The sequence below is a fragment of the Flavobacterium sp. P3_A6 genome, assembly GCF_056403035.1.
The window spans coordinates 41,144-55,004 of record NZ_JBFUGG010000010.1 but is presented as its reverse complement, the minus strand read 5'-3'; the positions used below and the strand labels follow the sequence as shown (position 1 = coordinate 55,004).

Sequence of the window (13,861 nt, the reverse complement as noted above, 5' to 3'; positions counted from 1 at the left end):
TAAAAAAAACCAAAAATACTACAACAATCCTAAATAACTTTTCATCAAGGCCATACAGCATACTTACCATTGGAACACACCTGAAAACAAAACACATCTAACTTGATTTGTACAGCAACAAATTAATAATCTGAACTCGTTTTTTTTCAAATAACAGTACAAAAAACAGCCTACACCATTCAGCGAACGGTATAGGCTGTTTTTTTTACAGTAATTAGTAATTAGCCCCTATAGCTTTTCAGTAATGACTAATCACTAAATTTATTCTTCTATCTGCAAAGGCAAATTTTCAATTCGCAAAGCTCCTGATGACAATAAATGCTGATCGTCAATTCGGTGAGTTAATGAAGCTTGTTGACGAATATAAGCCATTTTTATGGCTGCAATAGCCGCTTCAGTACCTTTGTTTCCATGAATACCACCACTTCTATCAATGGATTGTTGCATAGTATCATCTGTCAATACGCAGAAAATAACAGGGATATCAGTTTGAACATTCAAATCCTTAATTCCTTGGGTCACCCCTTCGCATACAAAATCAAAATGTTTTGTTTGCCCTTGAATCACACAACCTATAGCGATTACAGCATCTACATTTTGGGTCTGCAACATTTTTTTAGAACCATAAATCAGCTCAAAACTCCCAGGAACATTCCAACGGATAATGTGATGGGCAGGCACTTCGTTCTCTAATAAAGCAGTAATTGCTCCACTATAAAGCCCTTCGGTTATGTTATCATTCCATTCTGAAACAACAATCCCAAAGCGAAAGTCTTTCGCATTTGGGACTGTGTTTTTATCGTAATCCGATAAATTTTTATTTTCGGTAGCCATATTATTTAATATTGCAGATTGCAGATTTAAGATTGCAGAAAGAACTGCTATCTGAAAGCTGCCACCTTGATTACTGTGACAAACCTATTAAACCATCCACTGTAGCAGCTTCAGGAGAATTTTCATAATTATCTTTAATATCTGTGAAATATTTCAAAGCATCTTCTTTATTTCCTAAAGCCAAAGCAACTTTACCGGCTTTCATCAAGAAACGAGGCGTTGTAAAATCATTTTTGCTGGATTCAGCCGCTTTGATATAATTTTCCAAAGCTTCTTTTGGCTGATTTTTTTGAGAATATGCATCTCCGATAGCTCCTTTTGCCAAAGCGCTCAACATCACATCAGTTGAACTGAATTTACCTAAATAAGTAATTGCTTCGTCATATTTACCCGTATTCAAGTAAGCGATACCCGCATAATAGTTAGCCAAATTTCCTGCAGCCGTACCAGAATATTCATCAGCGATTTTTACAAATCCAAATTTACCTTCAGAACCATTCAATGCTAATTTATATAATGAATCACTAGCCACACCATTAGTCGCTTTCTCAAAGTTAGACTGCGCAACAAACATTTCGTTAGCGGCATCTTCCTCTTTTGGATTAGAGATAAATTTTTGATAAGCAAAATATCCAACAGTCACCAATGTAATAGCTCCAACAACCCCAATTATAATTTTTTGATTCTTAGCAACCCAGTCTTCTGTTTTAGAAGCTGTTTCGTCTAATTTCGAAAAAACCTCAGCCGTAGCACTGTCTTTTTCGTCAATCATTACATTTTCAACTGCATCGTCTTTTACTTCCTTTTCTTTTGGTGCTTTATATCCTCTTTTACTGTAAGTAGCCATTTAAAATTTAATTTAGTGAACGGCAAAAATAAAATTTTTATTCTAATGCACGTAAAAAAAAACGATTTTATATTAAAAATTGAAAAAAAATATTTTGATTGCAATTTTACCCATAAAAAACAGTCCATTATCCAAATAATCAGGGCGTGCCATCATCAAGAAAAAAGGGCTATTCTCTTTGACGTCATTGCCCTTTTTCCTTGTTGCTGTCAGGCCATCCGCGCTACTTCGGTAGCTTGCTCCTGTCCCTCACGCGAGCGAACGGACGCAGTAAAAAACGAAAACGCAAATTCCCATCCTTTATATCAATATTTTTCAATAATTTGCACCCTCTTTGAAACCGTCCAAAAAAAGGCTTCAAAGTCAACAATTCCAGCAAGACCTTCAGATGTATTTAAAAAAAATATCGTTATTCAATTACAAAAACTTTTCCGAAGCCAATTTCGAATTTGACAGCAAAATCAATTGTTTTGTAGGCAAAAACGGCATCGGAAAAACGAATGTATTGGACGCCATCTATCATTTGTCGTATGGAAAAAGTTATTTCAATCCGCTCGCCGTTCAAAACATCAAACACGGTGAAGAGTTTTTTGTAATTGACGCCGAATTTGAAAAAAACGAAAGAACCGAACAAATTGTCTGCAGTCTCAAAAAAGGGCAAAAAAAAATACTGAAACGCAACGGAAAAGCCTACGATAAATTCTCAGACCATATCGGGTTCATTCCATTAGTCATCATTTCGCCTGCCGACAGGGATTTAATTGTGGAAGGAAGCGAAACCAGAAGAAAATTTATGGACAGCGTGATATCCCAATTGGATTCACTCTATTTGCAACAACTCATCCAATATCAAAAAGTAATGAGTCAGCGCAATGCTTTATTAAAGTATTTTGCGCTAAACCATACCTATGACAACGATACCTTATCTATATATAATGAACAGCTAACCGAATTTGGACAATCCATTTTCGAAAAAAGAAAAGCATTCATAGCCGAGTTTATTCCTGTTTTCAACTTCCATCACCACAATATAACGGGTTCACAGGAATCGGTTCAAGTACTTTATGAAAGTCATTTATTCGAAAATGATTTACTGACACTCTTGCAACAAAGTATCAGCAAAGACCGAATCCTGCAATACACCAGCGTGGGCATTCATAAAGACGACCTTTCTTTTGAGATCGACAATCATCCCATCAAGAAATTTGGTTCCCAAGGACAGCAAAAATCATTTTTGATAGCATTGAAACTCGCGCAGTTCGAATTCTTAAAAAAACAAAGCGGCATAAAACCCATTCTGCTTTTTGATGATATTTTCGATAAATTAGACGAAAATCGTGTATCCAAAATCATCGAAATGGTCAACAACGACACCTTTGGACAGCTTTTCATATCCGATACGCATCCTGAACGCACAGAAACAATCGTAAAATCAACACTGCAGAGCTATACGATTTTCAATTTGTGATTTTTATTTAAGATTACCTAAAGATTCAAAAAAGCAAAAAAAACAGTAGATTTAAAGTTTGAATTTAGTGAGCACGTGTATGATAATTACAAAATATAACTATGAACAAAATAATAGTATATAACGAAATTTTAAGCAGTTGTATTACCCAAATAAATACAGCAAAGAAAAGCATTGCCATCAAAATAAACCAAGGCACTATTTCTGTTTATTGGAATATTGGTCAATTATTATCTGAAAAAGTACAAGCATCCTCCTATGGCAATAGTATAATTTTAAAACTGTCTGCCGACCTCAAAAAAGAATTTCCAGAAATGGGACTTTCGCCACGAAATTTGTGGAATATGAAGAAGTTTTACGATAGGTTTTGTAATGTAAACGAAAAACTGCAGCGCAGCGTTGCAGTTTTGCCTTGGCGCCATATTTTATTGATAATGAGCAAAACAAGCTCTGATGAAGAAGCTTTATTTTATGCATCAAAAACAGTAGAAATGGCGTGGACGAGAGATATTTTATTAAATTACATCAAAGCCAAAACGTATCTGCAGGAAAACACTATTGAAAAAAGTCATAATTTCAAAGAAACATTGCCCGAAATCACAGCCAATTATGCAGACGAGATATTAAAAAGCAGTTATAATTTAGGTTTCTTAGGCGTTACAAAAAGCATAAAAGAAAGAGAACTGGAAAATCGATTGGTTGAAAAAATAAAACACTTTATTCTGGAACTTGGTAAAGGTTTTTCATTTATTGGAAACCAATATCGTTTGGAGTATAATGAAAAGGAATATTTTGTAGATATGTTATTCTTCCATCGGGATTTGAAATCTCTTGTGGCTATTGAACTAAAAATAGGCGAATTTCAACCTGAATATATTGGGAAAATGAATTTTTATTTAACCCTGTTAGATAAATTTGAACGAAAAACTGATGAAAACCAACCGATTGGAATTATTTTGTGTGCCGACAAGAATCATTTGGATGTGGAAATTGCGCTTCAAGACATTAACAAACCAATTGGCGTGGCTGAATACCAATTATTATTACCCAAAAATCAATTAGAAGATTTAATTAAAAAAGAATTGGAACAGAAAGAGAACTGCTAATTTCAATTACATATAATTCCATAATATTTTTTGCTTAATCACAAGGAAATATATGTACCTCTTGAAAGATTTCAAAAAGCAAAAAATGCTTAATTTTACATTAATAAAACACATATGTTCCAATGAAAATAAAACACCTATATCTATTCGTAATTTCTTTCATACTATTCTCCTGCAATGGACAAACATCTCCCAACGTTAAAACTATTGATGTTACTTCGTATTCCGAGAAGATAAAAGCTACCTCAAATGCCCAAATCCTAGATGTTCGCACGCCCGAGGAATATGCAGCGGGACATATCGAAAACTCCGATAATGTGAATTGGCTGAGCGACAGTTTTGTTTTAAAAACAGAAAAATACGATAAAACAAAACCCGTTTTTGTGTATTGCAAAAGTGGCGGAAGAAGTGCCAAAGCATCCGAAAAATTAGCCGAATTGGGTTTTACAACCGTTTACAATCTTGACGGCGGAATGCTAAAATGGGAATCTGCCGGATTAGCAAAACCAGATACCAAAATCATTGGCGTTTGCCCTCAGGAATACGCCGAATTAATAAAATCCGACAAGAAAACATTGGTAAGTTTTTATGCGCCTTGGTGTGCACCCTGCAAAAAAATGGAGCCTTATATCCTAAAAATACAAAAAGAAATGACTGGTAAAGTAGTCGTCATCCGCCTAAATGCGGACGAAAATAAAACCATTATGCAGGAATTGAAAATTAGTGAACTTCCTACTTTAATATTATATGAAAACAAAGTAATAAAATGGCAAAAGTCAGGTTTTATTAGCGAAGAAGATTTAAAAACCCAATTACAATAATCCATCTATGCTCTCAAAAGATACGTTACAATTCCTCGAAGATTTAAAAGCCAATAACAATCGTGATTGGTTTCTTGAAAACAAAAAACGCTACGAAGCCGTAAAAAAAGACTACCATCAATTGGTAGCCTCTTTGCTTGATGCCTTAAAACCGCTTGACCCATCGCTGGAAATGCTGGAAGTCAAAAACTGCATTTTCAGAATTAATCGTGATGTTCGGTTTGCCAAAGACAAATCACCTTACAAAACAAATTTAGGCGTTTGGATATCCGCAGGAGCCAAACATACGGAAGCTTCGGGTTATTACCTGCATGTAGAAAACGGAAAATGCTTTGTTGGCGGTGGATTGTATTGCCCGCAACCCGACCAGCTACAAAAAATCAGAAAAGAAATTCACTTTTTCTATGATGATTTACAAGAAATTCTAAACGACAAAACCTTCCAATCTATTTATCAAAATTTGAATAGAGATGAAAATTCGACTTTAAAAAATCCTCCAAAAGGCTACGACAAAGAAGATCCAGCCATTGAATTCCTGAAATTAAAAAGTTTTACAGCTACTCAGCAATTCGACACTAAATTGGTTACTCAAAAGGATTTTGTACCAACAATGGTTGAAAAAATGATAGCCTTGAAACCTTTCAATAATTTTATCGACAGAGCTTTATATTCGGAATAAATCCAAAGGCTAAATACTATATAAATCCAATTCTTTATGGAGATTTTAAATAATTTTTCTTTAAAAAACTACAATACTTTTGGCATTGAAGCCAAAGCCAAACAATTTGTTGCCGTTCACAGCGTATCCGAATTGAAAAGCATTTTGGAACAAAACAAAAACCAACAGAAATTCATTCTTGGCGGAGGAAGCAATATGCTTTTGACAAAAAACATCGAAGCTCTTGTAATACATATTGATTTAAAAGGAAAAAAAATACTGAAAGAAGATGCCGACTATGTTTGGGTCGAAAGCCAAGCCGGAGAAAATTGGCATCAATTTGTGCTTTGGGCAATAGACCAAAACTTCGGAGGACTCGAAAATATGTCGCTAATTCCAGGTAATGTTGGCACAACGCCAATACAAAACATTGGCGCCTATGGTACCGAAATGAAAGACACCTTTGTTTCCTGCGAAGCAATCAATATCGAAAATCAGGAAATGAGAACCTTCACCAATGAAGAATGCCGTTTTGGGTATAGAGAAAGTGTTTTCAAAAACGAAATCAAAGATCAGTACATTATCGTTTCGGTAGTTTTCAAACTAACGAAACAAAACCATAAAATAAATACTTCGTACGGTGACATCACCGCCGAATTAGCCAAAAATAACATCACAACTCCCGGTTTAAAAGACGTGAGCAATGCCGTAATTGCCATCCGCAAAAGCAAATTACCAGATCCAGCCGAGTTAGGAAACAGCGGCAGTTTTTTCAAAAATCCAATTCTTTTAAAAACTGATTTTAAGAAAATCCACCAAAAATTTCCCGAAATGAGATTCTTCGACATTTCAGAAACCGAAGTCAAAGTTCCTGCAGGTTGGCTGATTGAACAAGCTGGTTTAAAAGGAAAACGTTTTGGCGACGCAGGAATCCATAAAAACCAAGCCTTAGTTTTAGTAAACTATGGAGATGCGACCGGACAGGAAATTTTGGATGTCTCCAAAACTGTTCAAGATACTGTTTTCAATACATTTGGGATTCATATTGAAGCGGAAGTGAATATAATTTAACTTTAAAACAATTTAATTCGAAAAATGCTGGCAATCAAAATTTCAAATCCAAATGACCCTTACGTTTATCCTATAATAGAGGAATTATCGCAAAATCTTTATGAACGATTTGGAAGCGACGGCAAAAATTCATTTACGGATTGGGAATACAGCAATCCAAAATACGTATTTATCATAGCAGAATTAGATGACGAAATTGTGGGATGCGGAGCAATTAGACCGCTTTCTGAAAAAACAGGAGAAGTAAAACGAATGTTTGCCAAATATCCTAGAAAAAATATTGGACAAAGCATTTTGTCTTTTTTGGAAACAAAAGCAAAAGAGTTGAATTATGAAGAATTGGTATTGGAAACACGTGTAAAAAACCAAGAAGCCTGTTCCTTTTACTTGAAATCAAACTATAGAAAAACACCAAACTATGGTAAATATGTAAACCGMTTAGATGCTGTTTGTTTTCAAAAAACACTATAAAATTATAAAAAATGTACATTCCGGATTTATATAAAAACGAAGACAAAGACTCCGTCAGAAAATTTCTAAAAGAAAATGCTTTTGGACTGCTTATCAATCAAACCAATGGAAAATTATGGGCAACGCATATTCCATTGGAACTAGAAATCAATAAAAACGGAGAAGAAGTTTTGATGGGTCATATTTCAAAAGAAAATCCGCAATGGACCGCTTTTGAATCGGATGAACAAGTTTTAGCAGTATTTACGGGACCGCACGCTTACATATCTTCATCTTGGTACGACCACGAGAATGTTCCCACTTGGAATTACTCGGCAGTTCATATTTACGGAAAAATAAAAATCATAGAAGGAGATGCCGCAATTGATTCGCTAACAAAGCTCGTAGACAAATACGAACAAAACTCTAAATGTCCCGTTCGTGTAGCTGATTTATCAAAGAAAACAATGATGCAGACCCGCGGAATTGTAGCTTTTGAAATAAAAATTGAAGCGATGCAAGCCAAAAATAAAATGTCGCAAAACAGGGATGACAAAAATTACGCAAACATTATTTCCGAATTGAAAAAAACAGAAAACCCTCAATCTATGGCTGTAGCGAAAGAAATGGCTAAAAACAGAAAGTAATTACTGATTTTACATTGATAATTGACAATTGCTAATTACCTTTGCAATCGTTTTTAAAAGCCAAAAAATACAATGATACTAACCTTTACTCTATACTTTTTTATTGCAATAGTTGTCATTCAACTTTTTTATTATCTGATTGTTTTTGGAAAGTTTTCTTTTGCAAAAGCACAGGAAATTAGCCCTAAAAACATTCCTGTTTCTATAATTGTTTGTGCCAAAAATGAAGAAGAAAATGTTATCAAATATATTCCTCTATTGGCCGAACAAAATTATCCCGACTTCGAAATCGTTTTGATTGACGATGCTTCGAGCGATACTACTTTGGATATATTTGAAGAGTTTGAAAAAACGTATCCGAACATAAAATTAGTTAAAGTAAAAAATAACGAAGCTTTTTGGGGAAACAAAAAATATGCTTTAACATTAGGAATCAAAGCTGCTCAGAAAGAACATTTATTATTTACCGATGCAGATTGTTATCCAACTTCCAAAGATTGGATAACTGCAATGAGCTCCCAGTTTACAAAACAAAAAACCATTGTTTTGGGCTATGGCGGCTACGAGAAAATAGCCAATTCCTTTTTAAATAAAATAATCCGATATGAAACTTTGCTTACGGCTATTCAATATTTTTCGTGGGCAAAAATAGGCAAGCCATATATGGGTGTTGGGCGTAATTTAGCATACAAGAAAGACGAATTTTTCAATGTAAACGGTTTTATCGACCATATCCAAATCCGTTCTGGTGATGATGATTTATTTATCAATCAGGCCGCAGATTCAGACAACACTACTATCAGCTATACGCCTGAAAGTTTTACATACTCAGCACCAAAAACCTCTTTCAAAGATTGGTTTATCCAAAAAAGAAGGCATGTTGCCACAGCCAGCCACTACAAAACATTCGACAAGATACAGCTAGGACTTTTCTTTAGCTCACAATTATTGTTCCTATTAACACCAATTGTTTTATTAGTTTTTCAATTCCAATGGATATTGGTTTTAAGCCTTATTGGGTTTCGCTACTTAGTTTCATGGATCGTCGTAGGGTTTGCTTCAGGAAAATTAAAAGAAAAAGATGTAATGTATTGGTATCCTATTATCGAAATTATACTTATATTCACGCAAATAAACGTCTTTGTAACTAACATTTTTTCAAAACCTGCGCATTGGAAATAAAAAAACAAATAGAAAAAGCCAAAAAAGGAAACCAGGCCGCCTTTACTTTTCTATTGAACCATTATTGGAATGAGGTGTATGGTTTTATGCTAAAACGCACTGAAAACGAAACCTCTGCCGAAGATATTACCATTGAAACTTTTTCTAAAGCATTTGATAAAATAGCTACTTATAACTCTGAATTTCAATTCAATACTTGGCTGATTTCTATTGCAAAAAATGTGCATATCGATTTAATCCGCAAAAAAAAATCGAGCCTGTTTATTGAAATTACGGATGAACAAGATCAAACGGCCTATAATGTTGCCGACACTACTCCATCAGCAGAAGATGTATTAATCACAGAACAAAATCTTTCTCAATTATTGCAGTTCATCAAAGAACTAAAGCCTCATTATCAAGAAGTAATCCAATTGCGTTATTTTCAGGAAATGAGCTATCAGGAAATCGCCAACAAAATCGACGAGCCATTGAGCAATGTAAAAATCAAATTGCTTCGTGCTAAAAAATTACTTTCAGAAATTATACAGAATAGAAGATAATATTCTTAAATTTCTAAACAGTCAACCCGCACAAATAGTCGGTTTTATTCAAAAATGTAATTATTTAACAAAATAATTAATAAAAATTCACCTTTACACATACTAATATTCCTGCTATTTGCGTTAGAAGTTTAAACCACTTTAGCTTATGATTTAATCTCTACTTTAACCATTAAATCCATAATTATGTCTAAACTAAACCTCTACGAAACAAGCTGGACTGACATCGTATTCGAAAACAGAAACAAAGAATATGGCGCGTATCATTTACGCCAAGAAAACACCAAAACATCCTTTTTTGCGCTCCTCATGGGAATATCGCTTTTGACAGCCACAATAAGTATTCCAATGGTTTATAATTATCTGAATCCTGAGCATGGCACTATAATTGAATCTTTATTGCCCGAGCCAGATCCAGTTGTGGTCACTAAGTTCGACGCTTATGTGCCACCAAAAACAGAAGAAGAAGCCCCGATGCCCAAAGTTACCCACCCCATTACTGAGAACATTAATACCAATACACAGCTTATAAATCCAGAAATAGTTCAAGCCTCATTAGCAACACCAGAAAAAATTGCCACCAATGACGAACTCAAAAACACTACGGATAGCAGTACTGCAAGTACAGGCGGAACAGGCGTAGGCACAGGAACCTCAACAGGAACTTCAGGAACAGAAGCTTCCAGCATTCCTAACAACACTGTTATGAATAGCGCCGTATTAGACAAAAAACCTGAATTCCCAGGAGGCATCAACAAATTTTATACTTATGTCGGTAATAATTTTGAAAAACCAGAACTGGACAGTGAAATGGCAATTCGTGTGAGTGTTTCTTTTGTTATTGAAAAAGACGGAAGCATGACAGACATAAGAGTTATAAAAGATCCTGGTTACGGATTAGGAGCAGAAGCCATCCGTGTTTTAAAATCATTAAAAACCAAATGGAGTCCAGGAATTCTTGATGGTAAAGCAGTTCGAACCTCTTATAATTTACCGATTACAATTCAAACTAATTAGATTTTAACCAACAAAAAAAGAGAAAGCTGAATTATTGTAATTCAGCTTTCTCTTTTTAATTCTAAACACTTCAAGATTTATTATTATTTCTTTTTAGCAGTTGTCGTTTTCTTTTTAGCCGTAGCTGCCGTTTTCTTTGGAAGAGTGTTAACAATTGGTTTTTGCACATAAAGTTTGTACAAACCGTCTTTTTCAGCTCTTGCTTTGGCATTATCTGCTCTTAATTGAGAGTCAGGATGAGAGCTCATCATTTGATCAATAAAAGAACTTTGAGCACCTTCGCTCATTTTTGCCAATATTCTAAATGCAGATTCCTCAGCATTTACATCATACCCGTTTTTTTTCATAAAATCATAAGCAAACAAATCCGCTTCCGATTCCTGTTTACGGCTGTATTTACAGTCAATCATGGCACTCCCTATTTTGGCCAATTGGCTGTCGGTAACCGCTGCAACTTTAACAGATTGAGAAGAAGCGGCATCAATCAAAGCTTCTTTTTGATACAAAGCTTTCATTGCATCTCTGGAATCATGATTATGAACATGGCCAATTTCGTGACCAATAACAGCGATTAGCTGATTATCATCCATTACATCCATCAAACCGGAAAACACACGTACACTGCCATCTGCAGTAGCAAAAGCATTGATATCTTTCGTTAAATATACTTTGTAATTCAGCGTGTAAAATTCACCTTGAGTATATTTTCCAAAAACTCTGGCCAAACGGATAGCATAAGGATCTGTTGGTGCTGCCACTTTATTTTCGGCATCCATTTTATCAACCGCTGGTTTGGACAAAGCCGCTGCATCGGCATCAGTAAAAGTAAATCCTGCAATTCCTTTTTGAACGGCACCTAATGCTTTTTCTCCAAAATTAATTTGCGCTTGCGCTGTAGAAACCCCAAGTAAAACAGCTAATGCTCCTAGTAATAATGATTTTGTGTTCATCTCTTATTTTATTTATTTTAAGAATACAAATATACTATAAGTTTAAAAACAACTGAAACCCGTTTTATTCAAATCTGTAAAAATTTAACAGCTCATTAATATCTAAATTCATTTAATGCCAAAACCATTTTTTATTCAAAAAACTTAAAACAGAGTCGGTATCCCAACAAGTTTTATCAAATTTCACAAATATGGAACTCGAATTCTAAAACTACATTGCTTATCTTTGCAGTCTGAAAATTGAAATATGGAAACTGTTTTAAATAATACAATGCCTGTTGGAACTCGAGGCGAAGCTGAACAAGGCATAACTAAACCAAAATGGCTGAAAGTAAAACTCCCAATAGGACAAAAATATACCGAACTTAGAGGACTTGTCGACAAATATAGCCTGAATACTATTTGCACCTCTGGAAGCTGTCCAAACATGGGAGAATGCTGGGGTGAAGGAACCGCAACTTTTATGATTCTGGGAAATATCTGTACTCGTTCCTGTGGTTTTTGCGGCGTAAAAACCGGAAGACCAGAAACTGTAGATTGGGATGAACCTGAAAAAGTAGCCCGCTCTATCAAAATAATGAATATAAAACACGCTGTAATCACAAGTGTTGACAGAGATGATTTGAAAGATGGCGGTTCTATTATATGGATTGAAACTGTAAAAGCCATCCGAAGAATGAACCCAAACACTACTCTTGAAACATTGATTCCAGATTTTCAAGGTATAGAAAGGAACATTGATCGTATCGTAGAAGCGAATCCAGAAGTAGTATCCCACAATGTGGAAACTGTCCGTCGATTAACCCGTGAAGTGCGCATACAAGCAAAATATGACCGAAGCCTGGAAGTATTGAGATACCTTAAAGAGAAAGGCATCAACAGAACCAAATCTGGAATTATGCTGGGTCTTGGCGAACAGGAAGAGGAAGTTTTTCAAACCATGCGGGATTTAAAAGCTGCCAATGTTGACATTGTTACTATTGGCCAATATTTACAGCCAAGTAAAAAACACCTTCCTGTAAAAGAATTCATAACTCCTGAACAATTTGATCGATATGAAAAATACGGTTTGGAATTAGGTTTTCGCCATGTCGAAAGCGGTCCTTTGGTACGATCTTCATATAAAGCACAAAAACATATATTATAAATCGTTTATTCATTTAATTGTTTACTCGATTAAACAATTAAACGGTTAAACAATTAAACGGTTAAACTTGAAAACAAGAATCGCTATTAATGGGTTTGGAAGAATTGGAAGAAATTTATTCCGCCTTCTTTTAAACCATCCTACTATTGAAGTAGTTGCCATCAATGACATCGCCGAGAAAAAAACCATGGCTCATTTGGTAAAATACGACAGTATTCATGGTGTTTTGCCTTTTGCGGTAAATCATGATGAAAAAGGAATTGAAGTTGACGGAAAACACTTTTTATTTTTCCACGAAAAAAATATCTCAAACCTTAACTGGAAAAGTATTGACATCGATTTTGTAATAGAATCTACAGGAAAATATAAAACATTTGATGAAATAAATGCTCATGTTTTGGCTGGAGCCAAAAGAGTAATCCTCTCTGCTCCATCTGAAGTTGACACTATAAAAACAGTAGTCTTGGGTGTTAATGAATCAATTCTTGACGGAACCGAAACGATTATATCTAATGCAAGCTGTACAACTAATAATGCGGCGCCCATGATTAAAGTTATTGAGGAACTTTGCGGTATCGAACAAGCTTATATTACAACAATCCATTCCTTTACAACAGATCAAAGTTTACATGATCAGCCTCATAAGGATCTACGAAGAGCCAGAGGAGCAAGCCAGTCTATTGTTCCAACAACAACTGGTGCGGCAAAAGCCTTAACCAAAATTTTCAAATCACTCGACGGTAAAATGGGAGGATGCGGTATTCGCGTTCCTGTACCCGATGGTTCTCTGACTGATATCACATTCAATGTAAAACAAACCGTTACCATAGAAGAAATAAATAATGCTTTCAAACAGGCCTCAAAAACCAATTTAAAAGGTATTTTAGAATACACCGAAGATCCAATTGTGTCAGTAGATGTAATTGGCAACAAAAATTCATGTATATTTGATTCTCAGCTTACTTCAGTAATTGATAAGATGGTAAAAGTTGTAGGCTGGTATGATAATGAAATTGGTTATTCTTCCCGAATCATTGATTTAATTTTATTATTGAACTCGAATAAAAGTGTAAATTTAGCAAAAAAAACGTAAGTACTGGCCTACGAGTTACTATCAAAAG

Annotated in this window: 15 protein-coding genes; 12 read left to right on the top strand and 3 right to left on the bottom strand. The window is 34.9% G+C overall.

From position 1 onward, the window contains the following. Positions 1-261: 261 nt before the first annotated feature. The gene (gene ribH, locus AC1DVP_RS11755; protein WP_477183663.1) at positions 262-834 is read right to left on the bottom strand and encodes a 6,7-dimethyl-8-ribityllumazine synthase; all 573 of its coding nucleotides are present in this window, start codon (positions 832-834) and stop codon (positions 262-264) included. 70 nt (positions 835-904) lie between these two features. Further along, the gene (locus AC1DVP_RS11750) at positions 905-1,681 is read right to left on the bottom strand and encodes a tetratricopeptide repeat protein (RefSeq protein ID WP_477183662.1); all 777 of its coding nucleotides are present in this window, start codon (positions 1,679-1,681) and stop codon (positions 905-907) included. Between the two features lie 388 nt (positions 1,682-2,069). Here AC1DVP_RS11750 and recF point away from each other — a divergent pair, with 388 nt between their 5' ends. The 10 genes from recF to AC1DVP_RS11700 all read left to right on the top strand — a co-directional run bounded on the left by recF (position 2,070) and on the right by AC1DVP_RS11700 (position 10,643). Next, entirely contained in the window at positions 2,070-3,149 is a 1,080-nt protein-coding gene (recF, locus tag AC1DVP_RS11745) for a DNA replication/repair protein RecF (protein ID WP_477183661.1), read from the top strand. A gap of 101 nt (positions 3,150-3,250) precedes the next feature. Next, entirely contained in the window at positions 3,251-4,255 is a 1,005-nt protein-coding gene (locus AC1DVP_RS11740; RefSeq protein ID WP_477183660.1) for a PDDEXK nuclease domain-containing protein, read from the top strand. A 122-nt stretch (positions 4,256-4,377) separates the two neighbouring features. After that, complete coding sequence (locus AC1DVP_RS11735) at positions 4,378-5,076, top strand: rhodanese-like domain-containing protein (protein ID WP_477183659.1); 699 nt, start codon at positions 4,378-4,380, stop codon at positions 5,074-5,076. Between the two features lie 7 nt (positions 5,077-5,083). Then, a complete protein-coding gene (locus AC1DVP_RS11730; RefSeq protein WP_477183658.1) occupies positions 5,084-5,755 on the top strand; it encodes a DUF2461 domain-containing protein in 672 nt (223 codons plus the stop codon). Between the two features lie 36 nt (positions 5,756-5,791). After that, entirely contained in the window at positions 5,792-6,805 is a 1,014-nt protein-coding gene (gene murB / locus AC1DVP_RS11725; RefSeq protein WP_477183657.1) for a UDP-N-acetylmuramate dehydrogenase, read from the top strand. A gap of 24 nt (positions 6,806-6,829) precedes the next feature. Continuing rightward, on the top strand, positions 6,830-7,276 hold the full coding sequence (locus tag AC1DVP_RS11720) for a GNAT family N-acetyltransferase (protein WP_477183656.1): 447 nt from the start codon (positions 6,830-6,832) through the stop codon (positions 7,274-7,276). Between the two features lie 11 nt (positions 7,277-7,287). Beyond that, a complete protein-coding gene (locus AC1DVP_RS11715; RefSeq protein WP_477183655.1) occupies positions 7,288-7,902 on the top strand; it encodes an FMN-binding negative transcriptional regulator in 615 nt (204 codons plus the stop codon). A 72-nt stretch (positions 7,903-7,974) separates the two neighbouring features. After that, the gene (locus AC1DVP_RS11710; protein ID WP_477183654.1) at positions 7,975-9,084 is read left to right on the top strand and encodes a glycosyltransferase; all 1,110 of its coding nucleotides are present in this window, start codon (positions 7,975-7,977) and stop codon (positions 9,082-9,084) included. Further along, a complete protein-coding gene (locus AC1DVP_RS11705) occupies positions 9,075-9,626 on the top strand; it encodes an RNA polymerase sigma factor (protein WP_477183653.1) in 552 nt (183 codons plus the stop codon). Before AC1DVP_RS11710 ends, AC1DVP_RS11705 begins: the two co-directional genes overlap by 10 nt. A gap of 186 nt (positions 9,627-9,812) precedes the next feature. Further along, positions 9,813-10,643, top strand: coding sequence for an energy transducer TonB (locus AC1DVP_RS11700; RefSeq protein WP_477183652.1), 831 nt, complete (start codon positions 9,813-9,815; stop codon positions 10,641-10,643). 83 nt (positions 10,644-10,726) lie between these two features. Here the strand turns inward: AC1DVP_RS11700 and AC1DVP_RS11695 are convergent, their stop codons facing one another. After that, positions 10,727-11,593, bottom strand: coding sequence for a M48 family metalloprotease (locus AC1DVP_RS11695; protein WP_477183651.1), 867 nt, complete (start codon positions 11,591-11,593; stop codon positions 10,727-10,729). A 247-nt stretch (positions 11,594-11,840) separates the two neighbouring features. On the opposite strand from AC1DVP_RS11695, the gene lipA reads away from it, so the two are divergent. Further along, positions 11,841-12,740, top strand: coding sequence for a lipoyl synthase (gene lipA, locus AC1DVP_RS11690; protein ID WP_477183650.1), 900 nt, complete (start codon positions 11,841-11,843; stop codon positions 12,738-12,740). A 67-nt stretch (positions 12,741-12,807) separates the two neighbouring features. Beyond that, the gene (gene gap / locus AC1DVP_RS11685; protein WP_477183649.1) at positions 12,808-13,833 is read left to right on the top strand and encodes a type I glyceraldehyde-3-phosphate dehydrogenase; all 1,026 of its coding nucleotides are present in this window, start codon (positions 12,808-12,810) and stop codon (positions 13,831-13,833) included. Positions 13,834-13,861 lie beyond the last annotated feature (28 nt).

What these genes read in the sequence shown, in the direction of transcription:
- AC1DVP_RS11730 (WP_477183658.1), top strand. Translation starts at nt 5,084, where the DNA reads ATGCTCTCAAAAGATACGTTACAATTCCTCGAAGATTTAAAAGCCAAT.
- AC1DVP_RS11750 (WP_477183662.1), bottom strand. Translation starts at nt 1,681, where the DNA reads ATGGCTACTTACAGTAAAAGAGGATATAAAGCACCAAAAGAAAAGGAA.
- AC1DVP_RS11700 (WP_477183652.1), top strand. Translation starts at nt 9,813, where the DNA reads ATGTCTAAACTAAACCTCTACGAAACAAGCTGGACTGACATCGTATTC.
- murB (WP_477183657.1), top strand. Translation starts at nt 5,792, where the DNA reads ATGGAGATTTTAAATAATTTTTCTTTAAAAAACTACAATACTTTTGGC.
- ribH (WP_477183663.1), bottom strand. Translation starts at nt 834, where the DNA reads ATGGCTACCGAAAATAAAAATTTATCGGATTACGATAAAAACACAGTC.
- recF (WP_477183661.1), top strand. Translation starts at nt 2,070, where the DNA reads ATGTATTTAAAAAAAATATCGTTATTCAATTACAAAAACTTTTCCGAA.
- AC1DVP_RS11715 (WP_477183655.1), top strand. Translation starts at nt 7,288, where the DNA reads ATGTACATTCCGGATTTATATAAAAACGAAGACAAAGACTCCGTCAGA.
- AC1DVP_RS11740 (WP_477183660.1), top strand. Translation starts at nt 3,251, where the DNA reads ATGAACAAAATAATAGTATATAACGAAATTTTAAGCAGTTGTATTACC.
- AC1DVP_RS11735 (WP_477183659.1), top strand. Translation starts at nt 4,378, where the DNA reads ATGAAAATAAAACACCTATATCTATTCGTAATTTCTTTCATACTATTC.
- AC1DVP_RS11695 (WP_477183651.1), bottom strand. Translation starts at nt 11,593, where the DNA reads ATGAACACAAAATCATTATTACTAGGAGCATTAGCTGTTTTACTTGGG.
- AC1DVP_RS11710 (WP_477183654.1), top strand. Translation starts at nt 7,975, where the DNA reads ATGATACTAACCTTTACTCTATACTTTTTTATTGCAATAGTTGTCATT.
- lipA (WP_477183650.1), top strand. Translation starts at nt 11,841, where the DNA reads ATGGAAACTGTTTTAAATAATACAATGCCTGTTGGAACTCGAGGCGAA.